The organism is Marseilla massiliensis (assembly GCF_023336985.1).
Taxonomy (GTDB): domain Bacteria; phylum Bacteroidota; class Bacteroidia; order Bacteroidales; family Bacteroidaceae; genus Prevotella; species Prevotella intestinigallinarum.
In genome coordinates, this window is record NZ_JAMBLP010000013.1 from 34,125 (window position 1) to 53,797 (window position 19,673).

Genomic DNA, 19,673 nt, shown 5'->3' on the forward strand with positions numbered 1-19,673 from the left:
GTTGCCGCCGGCCGCGTCGGTCAGACGCCGAGCATCTTCCTGATGCCCGCCACGGCCAGCCCCACCTTGCCGTGGCTGTCGAGCAGGTTGACGTCGTAGGTGTAGCGGGCCTTGGCGTAGTAGGGCTCGCGCTCGCCCAGCTGCCTGGCTATGAAGCCGGTGAGCTCGTCGCCCGTCTTGCCCTTGATGAGCGGGCGCTCCGTCTTGCCCATCATCAGGTGGCTGTGCAGCACCTCGGGCGTGGCCTTGAGGTAGACCACGGGCCCCCGGCTGTTCATGTAGTCGATGTTGTCGAAGAAGCACGGCGTGCCGCCGCCGCAGCTCAGCACCACGTCTTCGAACTCGGCGGCCTCGTGGAGCATGGCCCTCTCCACCTGGCGGAAGCCCTGCTCGCCCCGCTCGGCGAAGAGTTGGGGCACCGTCTTGTGCATCCGGGCCTCGATGTACCAGTCGAGGTCGTAGAACTGCAGGCCCAGCTCCCTGGCCAGCGCCTTGCCCACGGTGGTCTTGCCGGCCCCCATGTAGCCTATGATGATTATCCGGGTCATTGCTTGCGTGGTGTTGTCGCCCTGTCGGGGCGGTGTCATTTCTTCTTCTGCTCGCTCTTTTGCTCGGCGGCGTCTATCACCTCCACGCACTCCTCGAGCGTCAGGTCGGCTGCCCGGGCGTGCATGGCCTTTGGCAGGCGGTAGTTCTTGCCGCCGAAGGTGAGGTAGGGGCCGTAGCGCCCGTTGAGCACCTCTATGGGGTTGTCGCCGTTGAATGTCTTTATGTGGCGCTGCTGCTCGAGCAGCCTTTTCTTCTCTATCAGCGCCACGGCCTTGCCGAGCGTGACGGTGAGCGGGTCGTCTTCCTTGGGCAGCGACACGTATTTCTTGTTGTGCAGTATGTAGGGCCCGAACCTGCCGGCGCCCACCGTGACCTTGTGGCCCTCAAACTCGCCCAGCTCCCTGGGCAGCTTGAACAGCTCGAGGGCCTCGGCCAGCGTGATGGTCTCCATGCCCTTGTCCGACGGCAGCTGCGCGAAGCGGGGCTTGTCGTTGTCGTCGGCCGCCCCTATCTGCACCACGGGGCCGTAGCGGCCTATCTTCACGAACACCGGCTTGCCCGTGGCCGGGTCGGTGCCCAGCTCGCGCTCGCCGGCCTTGTGCTCCGAGCGGGTGTTGAGGGTCTTCTCAACCACGGGCTCGAAGTCGCGGTAGAAGTCTTTCATCATGTCGGTCCACTTCTCGCCCCCCTCGGCTATCTCGTCGAACTTCTGCTCCACCTTGGCCGTGAAGTTGTAGTCCATTATCACCGGGAAGTATTTCATCAGGAAGTCGTTCACCACGATGCCTATGTCGGTGGGCAGCAGCTTGCCCTTGTCGCTGCCCGCCATCTCGGTGCGGGTCTTCTGCGTCACCACCTTGCCCTTGAGCGTGTCGACGGTGTACTGGCGCTCCTCGCCCTTGTGGTCGCCCTTGTGCACGTAGTCGCGCTGCTGTATGGTGCTTATCGTGGGGGCGTAGGTCGACGGGCGGCCTATGCCCAGCTCCTCGAGCTTGTGCACCAGGCTGGCCTCGGTGTAGCGCACGGGGCCCTGGCTGAAGCGCTCGGTGGCGGTCACCTCGCGGCGCTGCAGCTCCTGCCCCTCGGCCATGGGCGGCAGCAGGCGCGAGCCTTCGTCGGCGCCCTGGTCGTCGTCGTCGGACGACTCGCGGTATACTTTCAGGAAGCCGTCGAACTTGACCACCTCGCCGGTGGCCGTGAACTGCGGCGCGCCGGCCGCGGCCTTGCCCCCCGCGGGCTCTATGGCTATGGTCACGGTGGTCTTCTCTATCTCGGCGTCGGCCATCTGGCTGGCGGCCGTGCGCTTCCATATCAGGTCGTAGAGCCGTTTCTCCTGCGCCGTGCCGTCGATGGTGGTGGCGTCCATGTATGTGGGGCGTATGGCCTCGTGGGCCTCCTGCGCCCCCTTGGCGTGGGTGTGGTACTGGCGCGTCTTGCTGTATCTCTCGCCCCAGAGCCTCACTATCTCGTCGCGGCTGGCGGCCAGGCAGAGCGTCGACAGGTTTACCGAGTCGGTACGCATGTATGTTATCCGCCCGCTCTCATAGAGCCTCTGGGCTATCATCATCGTCTGCGACACGGTGAAGCCGAGCTTGCGCGCGGCCTCCTGCTGCAGCGTCGAGGTGGTGAACGGCGGCGCGGGCATGCGGCGCAGCGGCTTCTTCGCCACCGAGCTCACGCGGAAGGTGGCGTCCTTGCAGCTCTCGAGGAAGGCCTCGACCTCGCTGTGCGCCTTGAACCGGGTGTCGAGCTCGGCCTTCACCTCGGTGGCCGAGCCGTCGGCGGCGGTCAGGGCGAACACGGCCGCCACGCGGTAGTAGGGCTCGCTCTTGAACGCCTGTATCTCGCGCTCGCGCTCTACTATGAGCCTCACGGCCACGCTCTGCACGCGCCCGGCCGACAGGGCGGGCTTCACCTTGCGCCACAGCACGGGCGAGAGCTTGAAGCCCACGAGGCGGTCGAGCACCCGGCGCGCCTGCTGGGCGTTGACCAGGTTCATGTCGATGTGGCGCGGGTGCTTTATGGCTTCGAGTATGGCTGGCTTCGTTATCTCGTGGAACACTATGCGGTTGGTGTTCTTCTCGTCGAGCCCGAGCACCTCGCACAGGTGCCAGGATATGGCCTCTCCCTCGCGGTCTTCATCGGAGGCGAGCCATACCTGGCTTGCCTGCCCGGCGCATTGGCGCAGCTCCTTGACGAGCTTCTGCTTCTCGTCGGGCACCTCGTAGTGGGGTTCGAGCGTCTCGGTGTCTATGCTCAGCTCCTTTTTCTTGAGGTCGCGTATGTGGCCGTAGCTCGACATGACCTTGTAGTCACTGCCCAGAAACTTCTCTATCGTTTTCGCCTTGGCCGGCGACTCTACTATGACTAAATTCTTAAGCATACTCGGTATGATGGTTTGTTTGGGGTGCAAAAGTAAGCAAAAACTTCGCTACCACATTATATATAAGCCCTTTTTTCTACTTTTTTAATTGTTTTCCAGGCGGCCCGTACGCTGGCGGCCCTTGCCGCGGGGGCCGTCTGGCGTGGCGGCGGGGGCCGTTTGGCAAGCCAAGACGTGCCGTCCCGCAACCCGGGACGGCACGTCTTGCCTGCTCCCCGCCGCCGCGCGCCGCCGCCGCGTGGCCCGGGCCCGGCTGGGCGGGGCTCACAGCCCGTGCTCCTTGAGGAACATGTAGAGGGCCTGGCGTATGGAGCGCAGCCCGAACTGCTCGGTGTGTATCTCGCCCAGCGGCAGCCAGAAGCACTCGGCGGCGTCGTCGGCGGCAGCCGGGGCGGCGCCTTCGTCGACGGTGCACCTGAAGAACATGTCGAGCGTGTGGATGGTGATGCCCGAGTAGAGGTAGATGTTGGGCAGGCTGAACATATACTTGGCCGAGGTCACGGTGAGGCCCGTCTCTTCGAGTATCTCGCGCGCCACGCCTTCCTCGGCCGTCTCGTCGTTGTCGATGAAGCCCCCGGGCAGGTCGAGCGTGCCCTTGGCCGGCTCCTTGCCCCTGCGCTCCACGAGCAGCTCGCCGCGCCCGTTGGTGATGAAGGCCGCCGTGGCGGCGCTGGGGTTCATGTAGTAAGTGAAGCCGCAGTTCTCGCACTGCTTGCTCTTCGCGTTGTGTTCGGCGAAGTGTTTGCTGCCGCATACCGGGCAGTAGGTGAATTTTTCTAATGGGTGCATAGCCTGTTTTGTTGAAATCTTCTGCAATATTACGAAAAAAATGTCAAGCAATGTAATGTCCCGGCTTGTTTTTTTTCGCCCGGGCGCCGGATGCCACGGCCAACGCCGGCCTTGCCGCTGCCATGATGCAACAGGCCGTGATGGTGGCTATGGCGGCTGGGCGTTTCATGTCATTGCGGTGCCTGGGTGTTGTCGCGTCGGGCCAGCATTTGCCTGGCCTGCTCTATTATGGCGGTAAGCCCGGCCGTGGTCTCGGCCCGCAGCATGGCTATGCGGGTGGGCCTGAAGTCGGCTATGCCCTTGAACACGGGCGTGGCGGCCAGGTGGCGTCGTGTGTGCAGTATGCCCCGGTATTCGTCGATGCGCTCCACGTTGATGCGCAGCTGCTCCAGCAGCACGTCTATCTTCTCGTCGGTGGTCAGTGGCGGCGGGGCCCCGGGGCCGAGGTCGAGGCAGTCGCGTATCTCCTTGAATATCCACGGGCGTCCGAACGTGGCCCTGCCCACCATCACGGCGTCGACGCCGTAGAGCTCGAAGGCCCGCCGCGCCTGCTCGGGGGTGGTGATGTCGCCGTTGCCTATTATCGGTATCTTGATGCGCGGGTTGCGCCTGACGTCGGCTATGGGGCCCCAGTCGGCCTCGCCGGTGTACATCTGCGCCCTTGTGCGGCCGTGTATGGTCAGGGCGCTTATGCCGCAGTCTTGCAGCTGTTCGGCCAGTTCGGGTATGATGATGTGCGACGCGTCCCACCCGAGCCTGGTCTTCACCGTCACGGGCAGGCTCACGGCCTTTACCACCTCGCGCGTTATCTCGAGCATCAGGGGTATGTTCTGTAGCATGCCCGCCCCGGCGCCCTTGCCGGCCACCTTCTTCACGGGGCACCCGAAGTTGAGGTCGATGAGGTCGGGGCGTGCCTGTTCGACAATGCGCGCGGCCTCTACCATGGCGTCGACGGAGCGGCCGTATATCTGTATTCCCACGGGCCTCTCGTCGTCGCTGATGGCCAGTTTGCGCTCTGTGGCCTTCACCGAGCGCACCAGTGCCTCGGCGCTGACGAACTCTGTGTATACCATTGATGCCCCGAAGCGCTTGCACAGCAGCCTGAATCCAATGTCGGTGACGTCTTCCATCGGTGCGAGCAGCACCGGCCGGGGTCCTAAGTCGATGTTTGCTATTTTCATTTTCTGTAGTTGCTAAAGTCTTGTTTGTCAGTCAATCCAGTGGTAGGCCCCTCCGGCGAGCGGCCTTACGAGCCCTTTCATCTCCATCTGGAAGAGCAGGGCGGCGAGCCGTGCCACGGGCATTCGCGTCTGCGCGGCCATGGTGTTGAGCTGCATGTCGTTGGATTGTTGCAGCAGCCGGGCCACGGCCTGTTCCTCGTCGGTCAGTTCGGGGAAGAGCTGCCTGGCTATGCCGGCGCGGCGTGCGGCCTCGGCGTGGGCCTGCGTAGCCCATCCGAGCGTCTCGGCCACGTCGGCGGCCGAGGTGACGAGCACGGCGGCGTTGTCGCGTATGAGCCTGTTGCACCCTTCGGAGTAGGGCGCCCCCACGGCCCCGGGGTATGCCAGCACCTCGCGGTTGTAGCTGCGCGCTATGCCGGCTGTTATCAGTCCGCCGCCCCGGGCTGCGCTCTCCACGAGCACTGTGGCGTCGGCCATGCCTGCCACTATGCGGTTGCGCATCACGAAGTTGGCCTTGTCGGCGTTGGTGCCGCTCATGAACTCGGTGAGCAGCCCGCCCTGCTCGAGCATGGCCTTGGCCGTGTCGCGGTGGCTCGGGGGGTAGATGCGGTCGAGCCCGTGGGCCATCACGGCCACTGTGTCGAAGCCTTCGGCCAGTGCCTGCCTGTGGGCGCAGATGTCGACGCCGTAGGCCAGTCCGCTCACCACGAGCACGTCGTCGAACATGCCGCGCAGCCCTGCCATGAGCTCTTGCACCATGTCGCGGCCGTAGGCCGTGCAGTGGCGTGTGCCTACCACGCTTATCACCCTGGCGCTGTTGAGGTTGGCCGTGCCGCGGTAGTAGAGGGCCAGTGGCGCGTCGGGGCATTCGTCGAGGCGGCGGGGGTAGTCGGGGTCGGCGGGGGTGAGCACCCTGACGGAGTGCCTGGCGGCAAACTCCATCTCGGCCTCGGCCCGCCGTAGGGCCGTGTCCCAGTTGCCGAGCTCCTTGAGCATCCTCGTGGGGCAGCCGCCGGCCAGGCGGGCTATGTCGGCGCGGTTGTCGTAGGTGGCCGTGGCGCTGCCCATGGCGCGGTAGATGGCCTGTGCCGCCGCGAAGTTGAAGCGGCAGATGCGCGCCAGGGCCATGGCGTACAGTCTTTCTTGCTCGCCCATCGGTCAGATGTATTTGGCCAGGGCGCGGTCGTAGTCGGGGCTGTTGGCCAGCCTGCCGCCCACGAGGCACACCACCTCGACGGTGCTCCTGAAGCAGAGCCTGTCGTCGGTGGCCCGGTAGATGTCGTGGTAGAAGATGTAGCGCAGGCCCTCTTTCCTGAGGGCCAGGCGCGATACGAACTCGTCGTCGCACCTTAGCGGCACCTTGTATTGCAGGTTCATCCTTGCCACCACGGCGTCGGTGCCGCGGCGGTGCATCTCGGCGAAGCTCAGGCCGCACTGCTTTAGGAACAGGTGGCGGGTGTGCTCGGTGTAGTGCAGGTAGTTGGCGTTGTTCACTATGCCTTCGATGTCGCACTCGTAGTCGCGGACTAGCATTTTTGTCTCAAAGATATATTCCATTGGCTTTTGCTTTTGGGAGCTCTGGGAGAGCTGGGGTGGGAGAGCTGGGGATTTTTTGGGAGCTCTGGGAGGAATGGGAGAACTGGGAGGACTGACCATTCGGCCGAGGCAGACAGGATGGTTTGCCTTTTCGCCCGGTGCAGCTTGGCCTTTCGCCCGGTGCAGCTTGGCCTTTCGGCCGGTGTTGTTTGGCTTTTCGGCCGGTGTTGCTTGGCTTTTTGGCCGGTGCTGCTTGGCCTTTCGGCTTGTGCAGCTTGGCTTTTCGGCTTGGGCTGCTTGGCTTTTCGGCCGGTGCGGCTTGGGCTTTTGGCCGGTGCGGCTTGGGCTTTTGGCCGGTGTTGCTTGGCTTTTCGTCCGGTGCTGCTTGGCTTTTGGGCTTGGGCGGCTTGGCTTTTCGGCTTTGGCAGCTTGGGCTTTGGGCTTGGGCAGCTTGGGCTTTCGACTTGGGCAGCTTGGCTTTTTGGTCGGTGCGGCTTTGTCTTTGGGCTGGTGCGGCTTTGCCTTTGGGCTTGGGCAGCTTTGCCTTTGGGCTTGGGCAGCTTGGCCTTTCGCCCGGTTCAGCTTGGCCTTTCGCCCGGTTCAGCTTGGCCTTTCGCCCGGTTCAGCTTGGGCTTTCGGCCGGTGCAGCTTGGCTTTTTGGCCGGGGTTGTTTGGCCTTTGGGCTTGTGTTGCTTGGCTTTTTGGCCGGTGCAGCTTGGCTTTTCGGCCGGTGCGGCTTGGGCTGTTGGCCGGTGCGGGGTTGGGCAGCGGCTTAGGTGTGGGCCTTGGCCTTTTTCAGGTATTCGTAGCCGAAGCGGCAGCGCAGGCAGTCGCGGCGGTCGCAGTATGCGTGCTTGAGCTGTATGAGGGCTTGGCTGTCGGCGGCTGTCCTGGCGTTGATTCCACACTCGCGCCATGTGCGTATGATGGCGTTGTTTTCGGGCTTCAGGCTGTCGAGCAGCTCGAAGGCCCGCTCGCACAGCGACTCGTCCATGGTGTGGCGGCCGTAGGCGAAGAGCATGGGTATGGCGGTGTTGATGGCCAGCAGGTTGAGCGACTGCCCCGACAGGCGCTTTGGGTTGCGCGCGCTCTCGGCCCCGAACGTGTAGTGCGTCTCCCAGTATGGTGACACGCGGGTGGCCAGCAGCTGCCTCACGTCGTCGGCGCTGCGGCATTCGAGCAGCTGGCTGAGGCCCGTGCGGCCCTCGTGGTAGAGGGTGGCCATCTGCGATATGCGTATGTGCGGGAAGTTCTGCGGCCTGAGCCTCATGAATCGCCACAGCGTGCGGTCGATGGGCCTGAGCGAGAACTTGCGGGCCAGATAGGCGTATTCGGCCTGCAGGCGGGCCAGGTATGCGTCGGCGGCAGTCCCCTTGCCGCGCCCCCGTCCGTCGGTTCCGTCGCCGAGCAGGCCCGCCTGCCCCATGAACAGGGCCTCCACCTGGAACGGGTCGTCGCGGTGGTGGGCTGCCGCCTGCAGGGGCACGTTCATGGCCCAGGCCTCGAAGGCGTCGCCGTTGATGCCGAAGCCGTAGTTGCGGGCCAGCGTCACGAAGTAAGCCTCTTCCCACGAGCCCGCCCTCATGGCTGCCCTGCGGCTGATGGCCCCGGTCTTCTGCTCCAGCCGCTCGGCCTGCAGCGCGGCCAGCCACGAGGTGACCGTCATCGGCGGCAGTGCCGGTATGATGCGGTAGCAGGGCGGGTAGGTGTCGGTGGCAAGCAGTTCGCGGTAGTTGTCGGCCACGTATGGCGGCACGCCCATCACCATCTGCGTCACCCGGCGCCCCCGGCTGTCGGCCGTGGTGGCGTCGGCGCAGGCCACCACGTGCAGCACCACGCTGTCGTAGGCGGCGTCGGTGTGGTGGCCGTGGGCCGTCCAGTCTGACGCCCTGTCGTGAATCTCGACGTTGCCCACCCACAGCGTGCCCCCAATCTTCACCTTGGCGTTGAAGAAGTCGGGCCCGGCGTCGGTGTTGTGCAGCCCCGGGTCGATGACCTCGACCTCGCGCCCGTCGGTGGTCGAGAGCCCCGCGCGGTCATACAGTCGGTGCTTCCATACGTAGTGCAGCAGTTGTTCCATGCTTGGCTAACCGTTATTACTTGTTTGAGGCCGGCGCCCCGTTGCCTGCGTGAGGCCTGTTGCCGCCGGTGGGCGGGGCGCTTGTCTTATTGCAAAGATAATGCAAGCAAGGGCAATTTGAACTTGTTCACATTTTGCCGAGCGCAGCTTATCTTATGCAAAGATAATGCAAATAGCCGACATTATGCCCGCCCGGGGCAAGAATATGCACCGGGGAGGCAAGAAAAAGAGGCGGGGCGGGGTGGCGGCGCAGCCGGATGGCGGTGGGGCCGCCGTGGCGTTTTCGCCAGAAAATGCGCCATTGTAGCGCAAAACGGGCCGTTTCATCGGGCAGCGGAGGCCGTTTGGCGAGCCCGTCAGGCACGTTTTTGCAAGCCGCGGCGCAACCATGGCCGCACGCATGGTGCATGGCGGTGCGTGGGGCTGCGCGCGCGGCTTCCGCGAAAGGGGCTGCGAAAAAAACTGCGCCGCGTGTGTAGCAAAACGGGCCCGGCGCGCGTCTAAGGGATAAAATGGCATTTGAAAACAATGTAATTGCTAAAATATGAGACCAAGCGACAGCGAGAAAGAATTTGAGCGGCTCGTCACCGAGCACCGCGCCACGATATACACCGTGTGCTACATGTTCTCTAAGGATGCCGACGAGGTGGCCGACCTCTTCCAGGAGGTGCTCGTCAACCTGTGGCGGGGCATGGGCGGCTTCGAGGGGCGCAGCGACGTGCGCACGTGGATTTACCGCGTGAGCCTGAACACCTGCGTGAGCCACGACCGCAAGCGGCGCCGGGCCAAGACCGTTCCGCTCTCCATCGACATCAACCTGTTTGAAGACAGCGACGCCGAGTCGCAGCAGGTGCGGATGCTATACGACCGCATCAGCCGCCTGGAGCCCTTCGACCGCGCCATCATATTGCTGTGGCTCGAGAGCCTTCCTTACGATGAAATCGGCCAAATTGTGGGCATTTCACCCAAAAACGTGTCGGTGAGGCTCACTCGCATAAGAGAGAAACTGAAGAATATGCAAACGAAATAAATGGAGGAATCAATATGGAAAACAAGGTAAACGAAACGGGGCTGGAGCAGATGCGCTCGCAGCTCGATGCCCTCAGGCGCAAGCTCGACAGTCAGCAGATAGTCAACGACAGGCTGGTGCGCACGGCCATGCAGTCGCGAATGGGGTGGATAGGCCGCTATGTGCGCTTTGAGGAATACTTGCTCCTGCCGCTGGCGGTGGTGGTGTTCTTAGGCCTCAAGTTGGCGATAGGCCTGTCGTGGTGGTTCTTCGCCTTCACCATGGCCATGTGTGTGGCCGATGTGGTGGCCGACCACAAGGTGAACATCCTGGCCGGCTCGCTGTGGCAGGGCGGCAGCATGGTCGAGGTGCGTCGCCGCCTGGTGCGCATGAAAAAGCTGCGCCGCCGCCAGCTGATGGTGTCTTTCCCCGTGGTGGCCGTGTGGCTGGCCGTGCTCGTGCTCGAGCTACTGTCGTGCGGCATCTTCGGTCCGGGCGTGCCGCCTGTCAGCGAGTGGAGGCCGGCGGCCTTCGCCGGAGTCGTGGGCGGCGTTGTGGGCACCGTGGCGGGCCTTGTGGCGTCGGTGGCCGTGGTCAGGAAGATGCAGCGCACCAACGACGAGCTGATACGGCAGATCGACGCATTCGTGGCCGGCGACTGACGCCCAGGCCGCCCCAGCGCCCGCATGTGCGCCCCCAAATCGCCTTGTTCGCGCCCGGACATGGCGATTTTTTGCTGAAAATCAGCATTGTATGGGCAAAATTCACTAACTTTGCAACGTTTAATACGAAATAATATGAAAATAGCATTGATCGGCTACGGCAAGATGGGCAAGATGATAGAGCAGATTGCCTTGGGCCGCGGCCACCAGATTGTAAGCATCATCGACGTGGACAACCAGCAGGACTTCGACTCGCCGGAGTTCGCATCGGCCGACGTGGCCATAGAATTCACCAACCCCACTGCCGCCTACGGCAACTACCTCAAGGCCTTTGCCAAGGGGGTGAAGGTGGTGAGCGGCTCCACCGGCTGGCTCAAAGACCACAAGGCCGACGTGGAGCGCATGTGCACCGAGGGAGGGCAGACGCTGTTCTGGGCGTCGAACTTCTCGATAGGCGTGGCCATCTTCTCGGCCGTCAACCGATACCTGGCCACCATCATGAACTCGTTTCCCGAGTATGACGTGACCATGGAGGAGACCCACCACGTGCACAAGCTCGACGCGCCCAGCGGCACGGCCATCACCCTGGCCGAAGAGATAGTAGACCGCCTCGACCGCAAGCAGCGCTGGGTGAAGGGCACCGTGCAGGCCGCCGACGGCACCGTAAGCGGCACCGAGGCATGCGCCCCGGGCGAGCTGCGCATCGACGCCGTGCGCCGCGGCGAGGTGCCCGGCATACACACGGTGAAGTATGACAGCCCGGCCGACAGCATCACCATAACCCACGACGCCCACTCGCGCCAGGGGTTCGCCCTGGGGGCGGTGCTCGCCGCCGAATACACCGCCGGCCACACCGGGCTGCTCACCATCGGCGACATGTTCAAGTTCTGACATCACACAACCAACAGTAAAGCGCAACCGAAATGGCTATCGAAAAAAAGAGAAACATGCGCCGCCAGTGGATCAAGTGCGGCGTGGTCATGGCCCTCTACCTGCTGTTCCTGATATGGGTGAAGAGCTGGTGGGGGCTCATAGTGGTGCCCTTCATCTACGACGTGTACATCACCAAGAAGATACGCTGGCAGTGGTGGAAAGACTCCGAGCCGCCCGTGAGGTTCGTGATGTCGTGGGTCGACGCCATCGTCTTCGCCCTCGTGGCAGTGTATTTCATCAACCTGTTCTTCTTCCAGAACTACGTCATACCGTCGTCGTCGCTCGAGAAGTCGCTCCTCACCGGCGACTACCTCTTCGTGAGCAAGGTGAGCTACGGCCCGCGAATACCCCAGACGCCGCTCACCATGCCGCTCACGCAGCACACGCTGCCCGTGGTTGAGTGCAAGTCGTACATAGAGTGGCCCCACTGGGACTACCGCCGCGTAAAGGGCCTCGGCCACGTTGAGCTCAACGACATAGTGGTGTTCAACTACCCCTCGGGCGACACGCTGTGCTCCGCGCCGCAATACCAGGCCATGGACTTCTACTCGCTGTGCTACGCGCTGGGCTACCAGATAACGGGCCAGGGCCCCGCCCCCGACTCGCTCACGGCCGAGCAGCGCATGGGATACTACAACGCCGTGTACAGCGCAGGCCGGAAGTACATAGCCGACAACCCCGGCGAGTATGGCGAGGTGATAACGCGCCCGGCCGACCGCCGCGAGAACTACGTCAAGCGGTGCGTGGGACTGCCCGGCCAGACGCTGCAGATAAAGAACCGCATAGTGTACCTTGACGGCAAGCCAAACAAGGAGCCCGACAACGTGCAGTACACATACTACGTCAAGCTGCGCCAGTCGCTGCCCGAAGACATAGTGCGCGAGCTCGGCATTTCCAACGAAGACATCATGAGCCTGAACACCATGGGCTACATGCCGCTCACAAAGCGGGCCGTGGCCGTGCTCTCGCAGCGCCGCGACCTGGTGGAGAGCATAGAGCTGAACACCGACGCCACCGACATGGACATCTACCCCCTCGACGGCAACAAGCACTGGACGCGCGACAACTACGGCCCCGTGTGGATACCGGCCAAGGGCAAGAGCATCGACCTCACGCTCGACAACCTGCCCGTCTACGAGCGCCCCATACGCACATACGAGGGCAACGACCTGCAGGTGCGCAACGGCAAGATATACATCAACGGCCGCGAGGCCAGCTCGTACACCTTCAAGATGGACTACTACTGGATGATGGGCGACAACCGCCACAACTCGGCCGACTCGCGCTACTGGGGCTTCGTGCCCGAAGACCACATAGTGGGCAAGCCCATCTTCATCTGGTGGTCGAGCGACCCCGATCGCAAAGGCCTGGCAGGCGTGCGCTGGAACAGGCTGTTCAAGTTTGTCGACAACATCAAGTGACGCCCCACGGGGCACCAACACACCGACCGGCAGATGAGGGCATGGCTGAAAACCATATTGACACTGGCAGCCGCGGCACTGGCCGTGGCTCTGTTCCGTGCTCTCTTCTTCACCCTCTACACCGTGGGCGGCGACCGCTTTGAGCCAGTGTTCAAGGCGGGCGACCGCGTGCTGGTGAACCGGTGGAGCTACGGGCTGCGCACAGGCGGCATGAACGGCCTGTTCGGCTACGGCCGCGTCTTCGCCGACAGCGTCGGCGTGGGCGACATCGTGGCCTTCGACAGCCCTGCACCCGGCGGCGAGGGGGTGTACGTGTGCCGCTGCGCCGCGCTGCCCGGCGACACCGTGGCCACGCCCGAGGGCACCATCGTAGTGCCGGGCCGGGCAGCCACCTGCGCCCCCGAAGACTACTACTGGATGCAGGCCTTGGGCGAGGCCGACACCATAGACAGCCGACTGTTCGGCCCCGTGCCCGAGAGCCTCATACTGGGCCGCGTCTGCCTCATAGTCTACAGCCACGACGACAGCCGCCCCTTCTACACCGGCTACCGCCGCGGGCGAACGCTGCTCATGCCTTACTGAGCCGCACGCCAACCACAACCAACGATATGCAAGCACTACTCTCCACAACTTACTTCGGCCCCGTGCAGTGGTACCAGAAGCTGTGCCGCTACGACAGCGTGCTCATAGAGCGCTGCGACACTTACCGCAAGCAGACCTACCGCAACCGATGCGTAATAGCCACTGCCAACGGCCTGCAGGCGCTCACAGTGCCCGTGGAGCGCACCGACGGCGGGCGGCGCCTGCTCACGCGCGACGTGCGCATCAGCGACCACGGCAACTGGCGCCACCTGCACTGGCACGCCCTGATGTCGGCCTACAGCGAGTCGCCCTTCTTCGAGTATTATGCCGACGACCTGCGCCCCTTCTTCGAGCGCCGCTGGCAATACCTGTGCGACTTCAACCAGGCCATCTGCGAAACGGTGTGCGGCCTGCTCGACATACACCCCAACATCGGCCACACCTCGGCCTACAGCCCCGCCGTGACGCCATGCGCGGCCCCGGGCGACGGCGCCGCGCCCCCGCTGCCCCGGGCCGAGGCCGGCGGCGCGATGGCCGACGACTACCGCGACGCCATCGACCCCAAGCACCCGCTGCCCGACCCGGCCTTCGAGCCGCGGCCCTACTACCAGGTCTTCGCCCGCCGCCATGGCTTCAGGCCCAACCTCAGCGTGCTCGACCTGCTGTTCAACATGGGCCCCGAGGCCATCTTCTGGCTCGTCTGACCGCACCGGGTGAGGCCGCGTCGCGGCCGGGGCGCCACCTGCCTCTTGCGGCAACATCATACTTTATATGTCAATGCGGCCGTTTTTTATGGGAAAACAGCATTTTGCTTCTTGAAAAGCAGCTTTACTTGTATTGTAAAAGCTGCCACTGTGATCAACTGTTGAACGATAATTATCATCAAATGGTTGAGTATCGGTTAATTATCAACAGTTTCTTTATATGGCAATACGGCACGCATCAAACAAAGATGCGTGCCGTATTGCCTGTAGGGCAAGGCGCTCCGGGCCTACTTCCGCTCGTCCATCACCTCGGGGCCTGCGGCCATCCACACCTGCATGCGGCCCGGTCCGCGGTGGCACCAGGCGTAGTAGGGTATGAGGGTGATGCGCGTGGGCGTGGCCGTGAGCTTGCCGTCGGCTGCCGTGGCGAGCACGGTGCCCGTGGCGGCGAGCTTCTTCACGCCTCCGGCCAGCGTGGGTGCGTCGGCGATGGCGAACTTGGGGTTGCGGTCGATGACAAAGTGGAACACGTCGAACGAGTTGTCGGCCCACTCGGCGCAGTAAACCAGCGGTCCGCGCTCAACGGCCAGCCTCCCCCGGTCGGCAGCCACTCGTCCGTCGGCCTTGACGAGCCTCGGCGTCATGTCCATGTGCAGGCTCACGGCGTCGCCCTTCTTCCACTCGCGGGTGATGGCCATGTAGCCCTTTTGCAGGGGCGCGTCGACGCGCTCGCCGTTGACGGTGACCCAGTAGTCCTGGCGTGCCGAGTCGGCATACTGGTAGAGGCCGCCTGGCGTCACCTCGCCGCGCACCCATCCCGGCACGCGCACCATCATGGTGAAGCGGCCGCCCTTGGCCGACTCCACCTTCAGCTCCACGTTGCCGTTCCATGGGTATTGCGTCAGCTGGCTCAGCGTCACGCTGCGCCCGCCCACGTCGACGGTGGCCCTGCCTGCCGCGAACAGGTTGACATAGAGGCTGTCGCCGCGCGTGGCGTAGACGTAGCCGGGCACCGATGGTATGAACCGGCACAGGTTGCTCGGGCAGCACGCGCATCCGAACCACGGCTGCCGCTCGCGCGAGCCGTCGTGGTTGAAGCCGTAGCTGCCGTCGGCTGCCAGCGGGTTGGGGTAGAAGAAGCGCCCGCCGTCGGCGCTCATGCCGCTGATTACGCCGTTGTAGAGCGTGCGCTCCAGGCAGTCGATGTACTTGGCGTCGCCGTGCAGCAGGAACATGCGCTGGTTGAGGTACACCATCGAGATGGCGGCGCACGTCTCGTTGTATGCCGTGAGGTTGGGCAGCTCATAGTTTGCGCCGAAGGCCTCGCCCGCGTGGCGTGCGCCCACGCCCCCGGTGAGGTAGTATTTCTTCTCGGTGATGTTGCGCCAGATGGCGTCGATGGCCCTGATGTATGCCGAGTCGCCGGTGAGGGCGGCCACGTCGGCCATGCCCGCATACATGTATCCGGCCCTCACGGCGTGGCCCACGGCCTCGTCTTGCTCGGTGACGGGCTTGTGGCTCTGGCTGTATTCGCGCTTGGTGGCTGTCTTGCCGCGGTAGTCGAGGAAGAACTTGGCCTCGTCGAGGTATTTCCTCTCGCCCGTGAGCACGTAGAGGCGTGCCAGCGCCATCTCTGCTATCTGGTGTCCGGGCACCACGCACGCCTGCCCCTTGGCGGGCCCCACCTCGCGCACCACGCAGTCGGCGTAGCGGCGGGCTATGTCGAGGAACTTGCGCGAGCCGGTGGCCTGGTAGTGGGCGCAGGCCGCGTCGACCATGTGGCCCAGGTTGTAGAGCTCGTGGCTCAGGTTCTCCTCGCTCGTCCAGCGCTGCTTGCCGGCCCAGCGGTGGGGCTTGTCGGGGTTGATGGTGCGCGCGGTGTATAGGTAGCCGTCTGCCTCCTGTGCGGCGGCCACTATGTCGAGCACGCTGTCGATGTATGCCTCGAGGCGCTTGTCGGGATAGGTCTGCAGCACGTAGCTCGCCCCCTCTATGGTCTTGTATACGTCGGTGTCGTCGAACGAGTAGCCCATGAACGACGACACGTCGTAGTCGGCCGACGGGTGGGCGGCCTTGACGAAGTTGTCGTAGCGGCCCTCCGACTGGCACTTGCTGAAGGCCAGGGGTATCGTGACGTTGCGTGCGGCCTTGATGCGCTGCCCCCAGAACGTGCCTTCGGCTATCTTGACCGAGGTGAAAGGCACTTGCGTGATGGGGTAGCCGGCCGTGGGCTGGTGTTTCTTTGCTGTGGCCCCCGTGGCTGTGAGCGCGGCAAGGGCCAGGGTGATGATGGTTGTTTTCATTGTAAGCAGGTTGTGGTTGAATTCAGTTATTGATGTTGCCTGGTAGTGGTTGCTACGGCTGCCGCCGGGGGCAGCGGTTGTAAAGTTACCCTTTTTATGTGTGCCCGTTACACTACAACGGGCCATTTTAACCTCGGTTACGAACGTTTTGCATTGCTTAACGCCTTCGGGTGCCTCCGGCCTTTTGCCGCCTTTGCCGCTGTGGGTGTGGGGCCGCCGGGCCGCCGGGCCGGTTTTGCCCTGCCTGACGGGCCGTTCGGGGTTGCCGCAGGGCCCGTTTCGGCCCACGACGGCTCCGCCTCGCCTTTGTTCGGAGGCAGCGGGGCGGGGCGGCAGCGGCCCGCGCGGTTGTTCCGGTCGTCATTTGTTTTGTTCTGCCACGCACGTTTGATGGCCCCCTTCCTTTGCCGTGTGCGCCAAAAAGGCTACCTTTGCAGTCAAATAACATATAAAAGGATGCAAAAGGATATTACAGAAGAGAAAGGCATGCAAGCCGAGAGCCGCCGCATAGACCGCATTGTGGCTCCACTGCACCAGTTCATGGGCCGCGAGCGCTCGGCCGGCATAGTGCTCGGGGTGAGCATAGTGGTGGCCATGGCGCTGGCCAACTCGCCGCTGGCGGCCGACTATTTCCGCCTGTTCGGGCTCAAGGTGGGCTTCGTGTTCGACGGCGAGCCCTACCTGTACCACTCGCTGCACCACTGGATAAACGACGGGCTGATGTCGCTGTTCTTCTTTGTGGTGGGCCTGGAGCTCAAGCGCGAGTTCATCGGCGGCGAGCTGTCGCACGTGCGCAACGTGCTGCTGCCGGCCGGTGCTGCCGTGGGCGGCATGGTGGTGCCGGCGCTGGTATACCTGGCCCTCAACGGCGGCAGCGCCTCGGCCCACGGCTGGGGCATACCCATGGCCACCGACATAGCCTTCTCGCTGGCCATACTCTACGCCCTGGGCAGCCGTGTGCCGCTGGCGGCCAAGGTGTTCCTTACCACGCTGGCCATCGTCGACGACCTCGGGGCGGTGGTGGTGATAGCCCTGTTCTACACGTCGGAGATATCTATTGAGAGCGTGGGCGTGGGCGTGGCCTTCCTCGGCCTGATGGTGGCGGCCAACCGCATGGGCGTGAAAAACGTGGCCTTCTATTCCATCGTGGCCGTGGCTGGCGTGTGGACGGCCTTCCTCATGTCGGGCATCCACGCCACCATAGCCGCCGTGCTGGCCGCCTTTGCCATCCCGTCCGACGCGCTTCTGCCCGAGATGGCCTATGTGAGGCGTGCCGCCTCCCACCTGATACACTTCCGCCACCTGCCGCCCAACGGCGTGGCCACGCTCACCGGCGAGCAGCTCGACGCCGTGGCGGCCATGCGCTCCGACGCGCGCGACGCCATGCCCCCGCTGCAGCGGCTGGAGCACTCCATGCATCCCTTCGTGTCGTTTGTGGTCATGCCGGTGTTCGCGCTGGCCAACGCCGGCGTGTCGTTTGCCGGCCTTGAGCCGTCCGACGTGTTCTCCACGGCCGTGGCCCCGGGCGTTTGCCTGGGCCTGCTCTTGGGCAAGCCGCTGGGCGTTTGCCTGTCTGTTTGGCTGATGGTGCGCCTGCGCGTGGCCTCGCTGCCCCGCGGCGTGGGCATGGGCGGCATGGTTGGGCTGGGCTTCCTGGCCTCGATAGGCTTCACCATGTCGATGTTCATATCCACGCTCGCCTTTTCCGACGACACTATGCTCATGCAGGCCAAGCTCGGCATCTTTGCCGCGTCGCTGGCGGGCGGGGCCATCGGCTACGTGATGCTGCGCCGCTGCTACAGCCCCGGGGCCGGCGAGTGAGCCCGGGGGCTGGCCTTTGGGCCTGTTGCGCCATTGCCGCATACGGCAGCCTGCCGTATGCGGCAATGGCGTTTGTCGTTGTTTGGTGTTGCCGATGCCATGCCCGCGGCCCCGTGGCCGGGTGCCTTCACCGCCTGCCCCCTGCCCGTCGGGCGCTCACTGCTGCCGGCCGGCGTGGTGGCGGCCGCTGTCGGTGGCCGGTTTTGGCATTTGCATTACATAGGGCTTTATAGGTTTCAGTTCGCGGTAGGTGAGCATCGGCGAGTCATAGACGAGTTGCTTGAACTCGGCAATGCGCCCGGGGGTGCAGTCGTTGAGGAAGATGCACACCTTGTTTGCGTCGATTACAATGCCCACCGACTCCCAGCCGAGCTTCTCGCGGAGTTTGCCTATGGCCTTGAATTTTTCGCCCAGCTGCTTGTTAAGTGCCGAAAGTTCGTTGAACGAAAACTCACATTTCTCTACGCGGAAGTTGGTCGACTTGGCCCGTTGTTGCAGGTCGGATATTATTTCGTTGCTTGTGTCGGTCGCGAGAATCACCAGGCCCCCATAGTCATCTATGTAAGATCCTCCGTAATAGTCTGGATATTCCTGCTCGCCGGCAACTCGTGTGCGTATTCCGAAGAAAGAGTCGTCGAGGTCTTGGTATATGTTCAGTGCCTCTTCCTGCCCGCGTCCGTTGGCCGTGGCCGTGTTGCCCTTGGGCCGGTCGGCCTGGCCCGCCCGTTGGCAGCCGCCGGTTGCGGCCATGAGGGCCGCTGCGGCCGCCGGCAGCAGCATTCTTGTCAGTTTGCTCAGAAGCTGTTTTGAAATTATCGTGCGATGATTTGGGATGAGTCTTTGGGGCTGTTTTGCTTCTGTGATGAGGAAGATAGCGGGCTATCTGACGAAGCACAGATGCGGAAATGGCCAAAAAATCGCCCAAAGTACGCACGAAAACGGAAACACAAAGCCAAGAAAAACTTTTTGTAGAAATTCAAAACAGCTTCTCATGTTGATATAGTCGCCAGTCTGGTTGTGTGGCACGGCATGGCCCGGGCCGCCCAGGGGCAGTGGCGCCATGCCCCTGCCCCGGCGGCCCTTGGCGGACGGCGGCGCCTGCCTCAGCGCGCAGCGAAGAACAGGCCGTCGCCCATGGCCAGGCGCAGCGAGCCTATGCCCTCGTCGGACAGTGCCACGTTTTTCTTCTCGCCGCTGGGCAGCGTGGCCTCGACGGTGCCGTCGCCGTTGAAGCGGAAGAGCTCGCGCTCCTGCCCCTCGGCCTGCATCGACCAGCTGCGGTGCTTCTCGTCGTAGGTGAAGAGCACCTTCTCGCCCGTGGGCTTGGTCACCTCGTAGCCGTCCTTGAGCGTCTTGACGGCATACTGGCGGCCGTCGCTGCCCCATACGTTCTCTACATGGCCCACCTTGGCCACGGGGTTGGAGCCGCTCCAGAACTCCACGGTGTTGAGCACGAGCAGGTCGACCATGCCGCAGACGGCATAGGCCGGCGATATGAGTATGAACACCACTTCGTTGACAAACTTGTTGCTGATGCCCTTGTTCCAGTCGAGCACCTTGTTGAACAGCCCGAACGAGCCTATGCACGAGCTGAACGCCACTGTGGCTGCCATGAGGCAGGCAGCTGCCTTGATTGTTGCTTTCTTCATCTTGATATGTTTTTAGTGGTTAGCCGGCAGCACCCGCGCGGCCCGTGCCGGCCCCGGGGCTGCCGTGGCCC

General features: G+C 63.6%; 17 protein-coding genes. 7 read left to right on the forward strand and 10 right to left on the reverse strand.

All coding sequences use genetic code 11. From position 1 onward, the window contains the following. Positions 1-20: 20 nt before the first annotated feature. From M3089_RS09975 to M3089_RS10005, 7 genes are all read right to left on the reverse strand, one after another. The gene (locus M3089_RS09975) at positions 21-548 is read right to left on the reverse strand and encodes a shikimate kinase (RefSeq protein WP_249083820.1); all 528 of its coding nucleotides are present in this window, start codon (positions 546-548) and stop codon (positions 21-23) included. A 35-nt stretch (positions 549-583) separates the two neighbouring features. Then, positions 584-2,932, reverse strand: coding sequence for a type I DNA topoisomerase (gene topA, locus M3089_RS09980; protein WP_249083821.1), 2,349 nt, complete (start codon positions 2,930-2,932; stop codon positions 584-586). A 264-nt stretch (positions 2,933-3,196) separates the two neighbouring features. Next, positions 3,197-3,721, reverse strand: a complete 525-nt coding sequence (locus tag M3089_RS09985; protein WP_205111101.1) for an NUDIX hydrolase — start codon at positions 3,719-3,721, stop codon at positions 3,197-3,199. A 170-nt stretch (positions 3,722-3,891) separates the two neighbouring features. Then, positions 3,892-4,902, reverse strand: a complete 1,011-nt coding sequence (gene dusB / locus M3089_RS09990; RefSeq protein WP_249083822.1) for a tRNA dihydrouridine synthase DusB — start codon at positions 4,900-4,902, stop codon at positions 3,892-3,894. Between the two features lie 27 nt (positions 4,903-4,929). Then, the gene (gene dprA / locus M3089_RS09995) at positions 4,930-6,057 is read right to left on the reverse strand and encodes a DNA-processing protein DprA (protein WP_249083824.1); all 1,128 of its coding nucleotides are present in this window, start codon (positions 6,055-6,057) and stop codon (positions 4,930-4,932) included. 3 nt (positions 6,058-6,060) lie between these two features. Continuing rightward, positions 6,061-6,459: an acyl-CoA thioesterase gene (locus M3089_RS10000; RefSeq protein WP_205111116.1), complete on the reverse strand. Its 399-nt coding sequence runs from the start codon at positions 6,457-6,459 to the stop codon at positions 6,061-6,063. A 751-nt stretch (positions 6,460-7,210) separates the two neighbouring features. After that, positions 7,211-8,518: a DUF2851 family protein gene (locus tag M3089_RS10005; RefSeq protein WP_249083825.1), complete on the reverse strand. Its 1,308-nt coding sequence runs from the start codon at positions 8,516-8,518 to the stop codon at positions 7,211-7,213. 544 nt (positions 8,519-9,062) lie between these two features. Between M3089_RS10005 and M3089_RS10010 the strand changes: the two genes are divergently transcribed. The 6 genes from M3089_RS10010 to M3089_RS10035 all read left to right on the forward strand — a co-directional run bounded on the left by M3089_RS10010 (position 9,063) and on the right by M3089_RS10035 (position 13,829). Continuing rightward, complete coding sequence (locus M3089_RS10010; RefSeq protein ID WP_249083826.1) at positions 9,063-9,548, forward strand: RNA polymerase sigma factor; 486 nt, start codon at positions 9,063-9,065, stop codon at positions 9,546-9,548. A gap of 14 nt (positions 9,549-9,562) precedes the next feature. Beyond that, the gene (locus tag M3089_RS10015; RefSeq protein ID WP_249083828.1) at positions 9,563-10,189 is read left to right on the forward strand and encodes a hypothetical protein; all 627 of its coding nucleotides are present in this window, start codon (positions 9,563-9,565) and stop codon (positions 10,187-10,189) included. A 135-nt stretch (positions 10,190-10,324) separates the two neighbouring features. Next, the gene (dapB, locus tag M3089_RS10020) at positions 10,325-11,080 is read left to right on the forward strand and encodes a 4-hydroxy-tetrahydrodipicolinate reductase (RefSeq protein ID WP_249083830.1); all 756 of its coding nucleotides are present in this window, start codon (positions 10,325-10,327) and stop codon (positions 11,078-11,080) included. 32 nt (positions 11,081-11,112) lie between these two features. Next, positions 11,113-12,543, forward strand: a complete 1,431-nt coding sequence (lepB, locus tag M3089_RS10025; protein WP_239484000.1) for a signal peptidase I — start codon at positions 11,113-11,115, stop codon at positions 12,541-12,543. Between the two features lie 33 nt (positions 12,544-12,576). Next, positions 12,577-13,125 (forward strand): signal peptidase I, encoded by a 549-nt coding sequence (gene lepB / locus M3089_RS10030; RefSeq protein WP_249083831.1) that lies wholly within the window; start codon positions 12,577-12,579, stop codon positions 13,123-13,125. A 26-nt stretch (positions 13,126-13,151) separates the two neighbouring features. Continuing rightward, positions 13,152-13,829: a WbqC family protein gene (locus tag M3089_RS10035; protein ID WP_249083833.1), complete on the forward strand. Its 678-nt coding sequence runs from the start codon at positions 13,152-13,154 to the stop codon at positions 13,827-13,829. A 287-nt stretch (positions 13,830-14,116) separates the two neighbouring features. Here the strand turns inward: M3089_RS10035 and M3089_RS10040 are convergent, their stop codons facing one another. After that, the gene (locus tag M3089_RS10040) at positions 14,117-16,132 is read right to left on the reverse strand and encodes a glycoside hydrolase family 127 protein (RefSeq protein ID WP_249083835.1); all 2,016 of its coding nucleotides are present in this window, start codon (positions 16,130-16,132) and stop codon (positions 14,117-14,119) included. A 456-nt stretch (positions 16,133-16,588) separates the two neighbouring features. Here M3089_RS10040 and nhaA point away from each other — a divergent pair, with 456 nt between their 5' ends. Then, positions 16,589-17,953 (forward strand): Na+/H+ antiporter NhaA, encoded by a 1,365-nt coding sequence (gene nhaA, locus M3089_RS10045; protein ID WP_249083836.1) that lies wholly within the window; start codon positions 16,589-16,591, stop codon positions 17,951-17,953. A 156-nt stretch (positions 17,954-18,109) separates the two neighbouring features. Here the strand turns inward: nhaA and M3089_RS10050 are convergent, their stop codons facing one another. Together M3089_RS10050 and M3089_RS10055 are read right to left on the reverse strand one after the other, a co-directional pair. Then, positions 18,110-18,733, reverse strand: coding sequence for a hypothetical protein (locus M3089_RS10050; protein ID WP_249083837.1), 624 nt, complete (start codon positions 18,731-18,733; stop codon positions 18,110-18,112). 323 nt (positions 18,734-19,056) lie between these two features. Next, positions 19,057-19,602: a DUF3332 domain-containing protein gene (locus M3089_RS10055; protein ID WP_249083838.1), complete on the reverse strand. Its 546-nt coding sequence runs from the start codon at positions 19,600-19,602 to the stop codon at positions 19,057-19,059. Between the last annotated feature and the right edge of the window lie 71 nt (positions 19,603-19,673).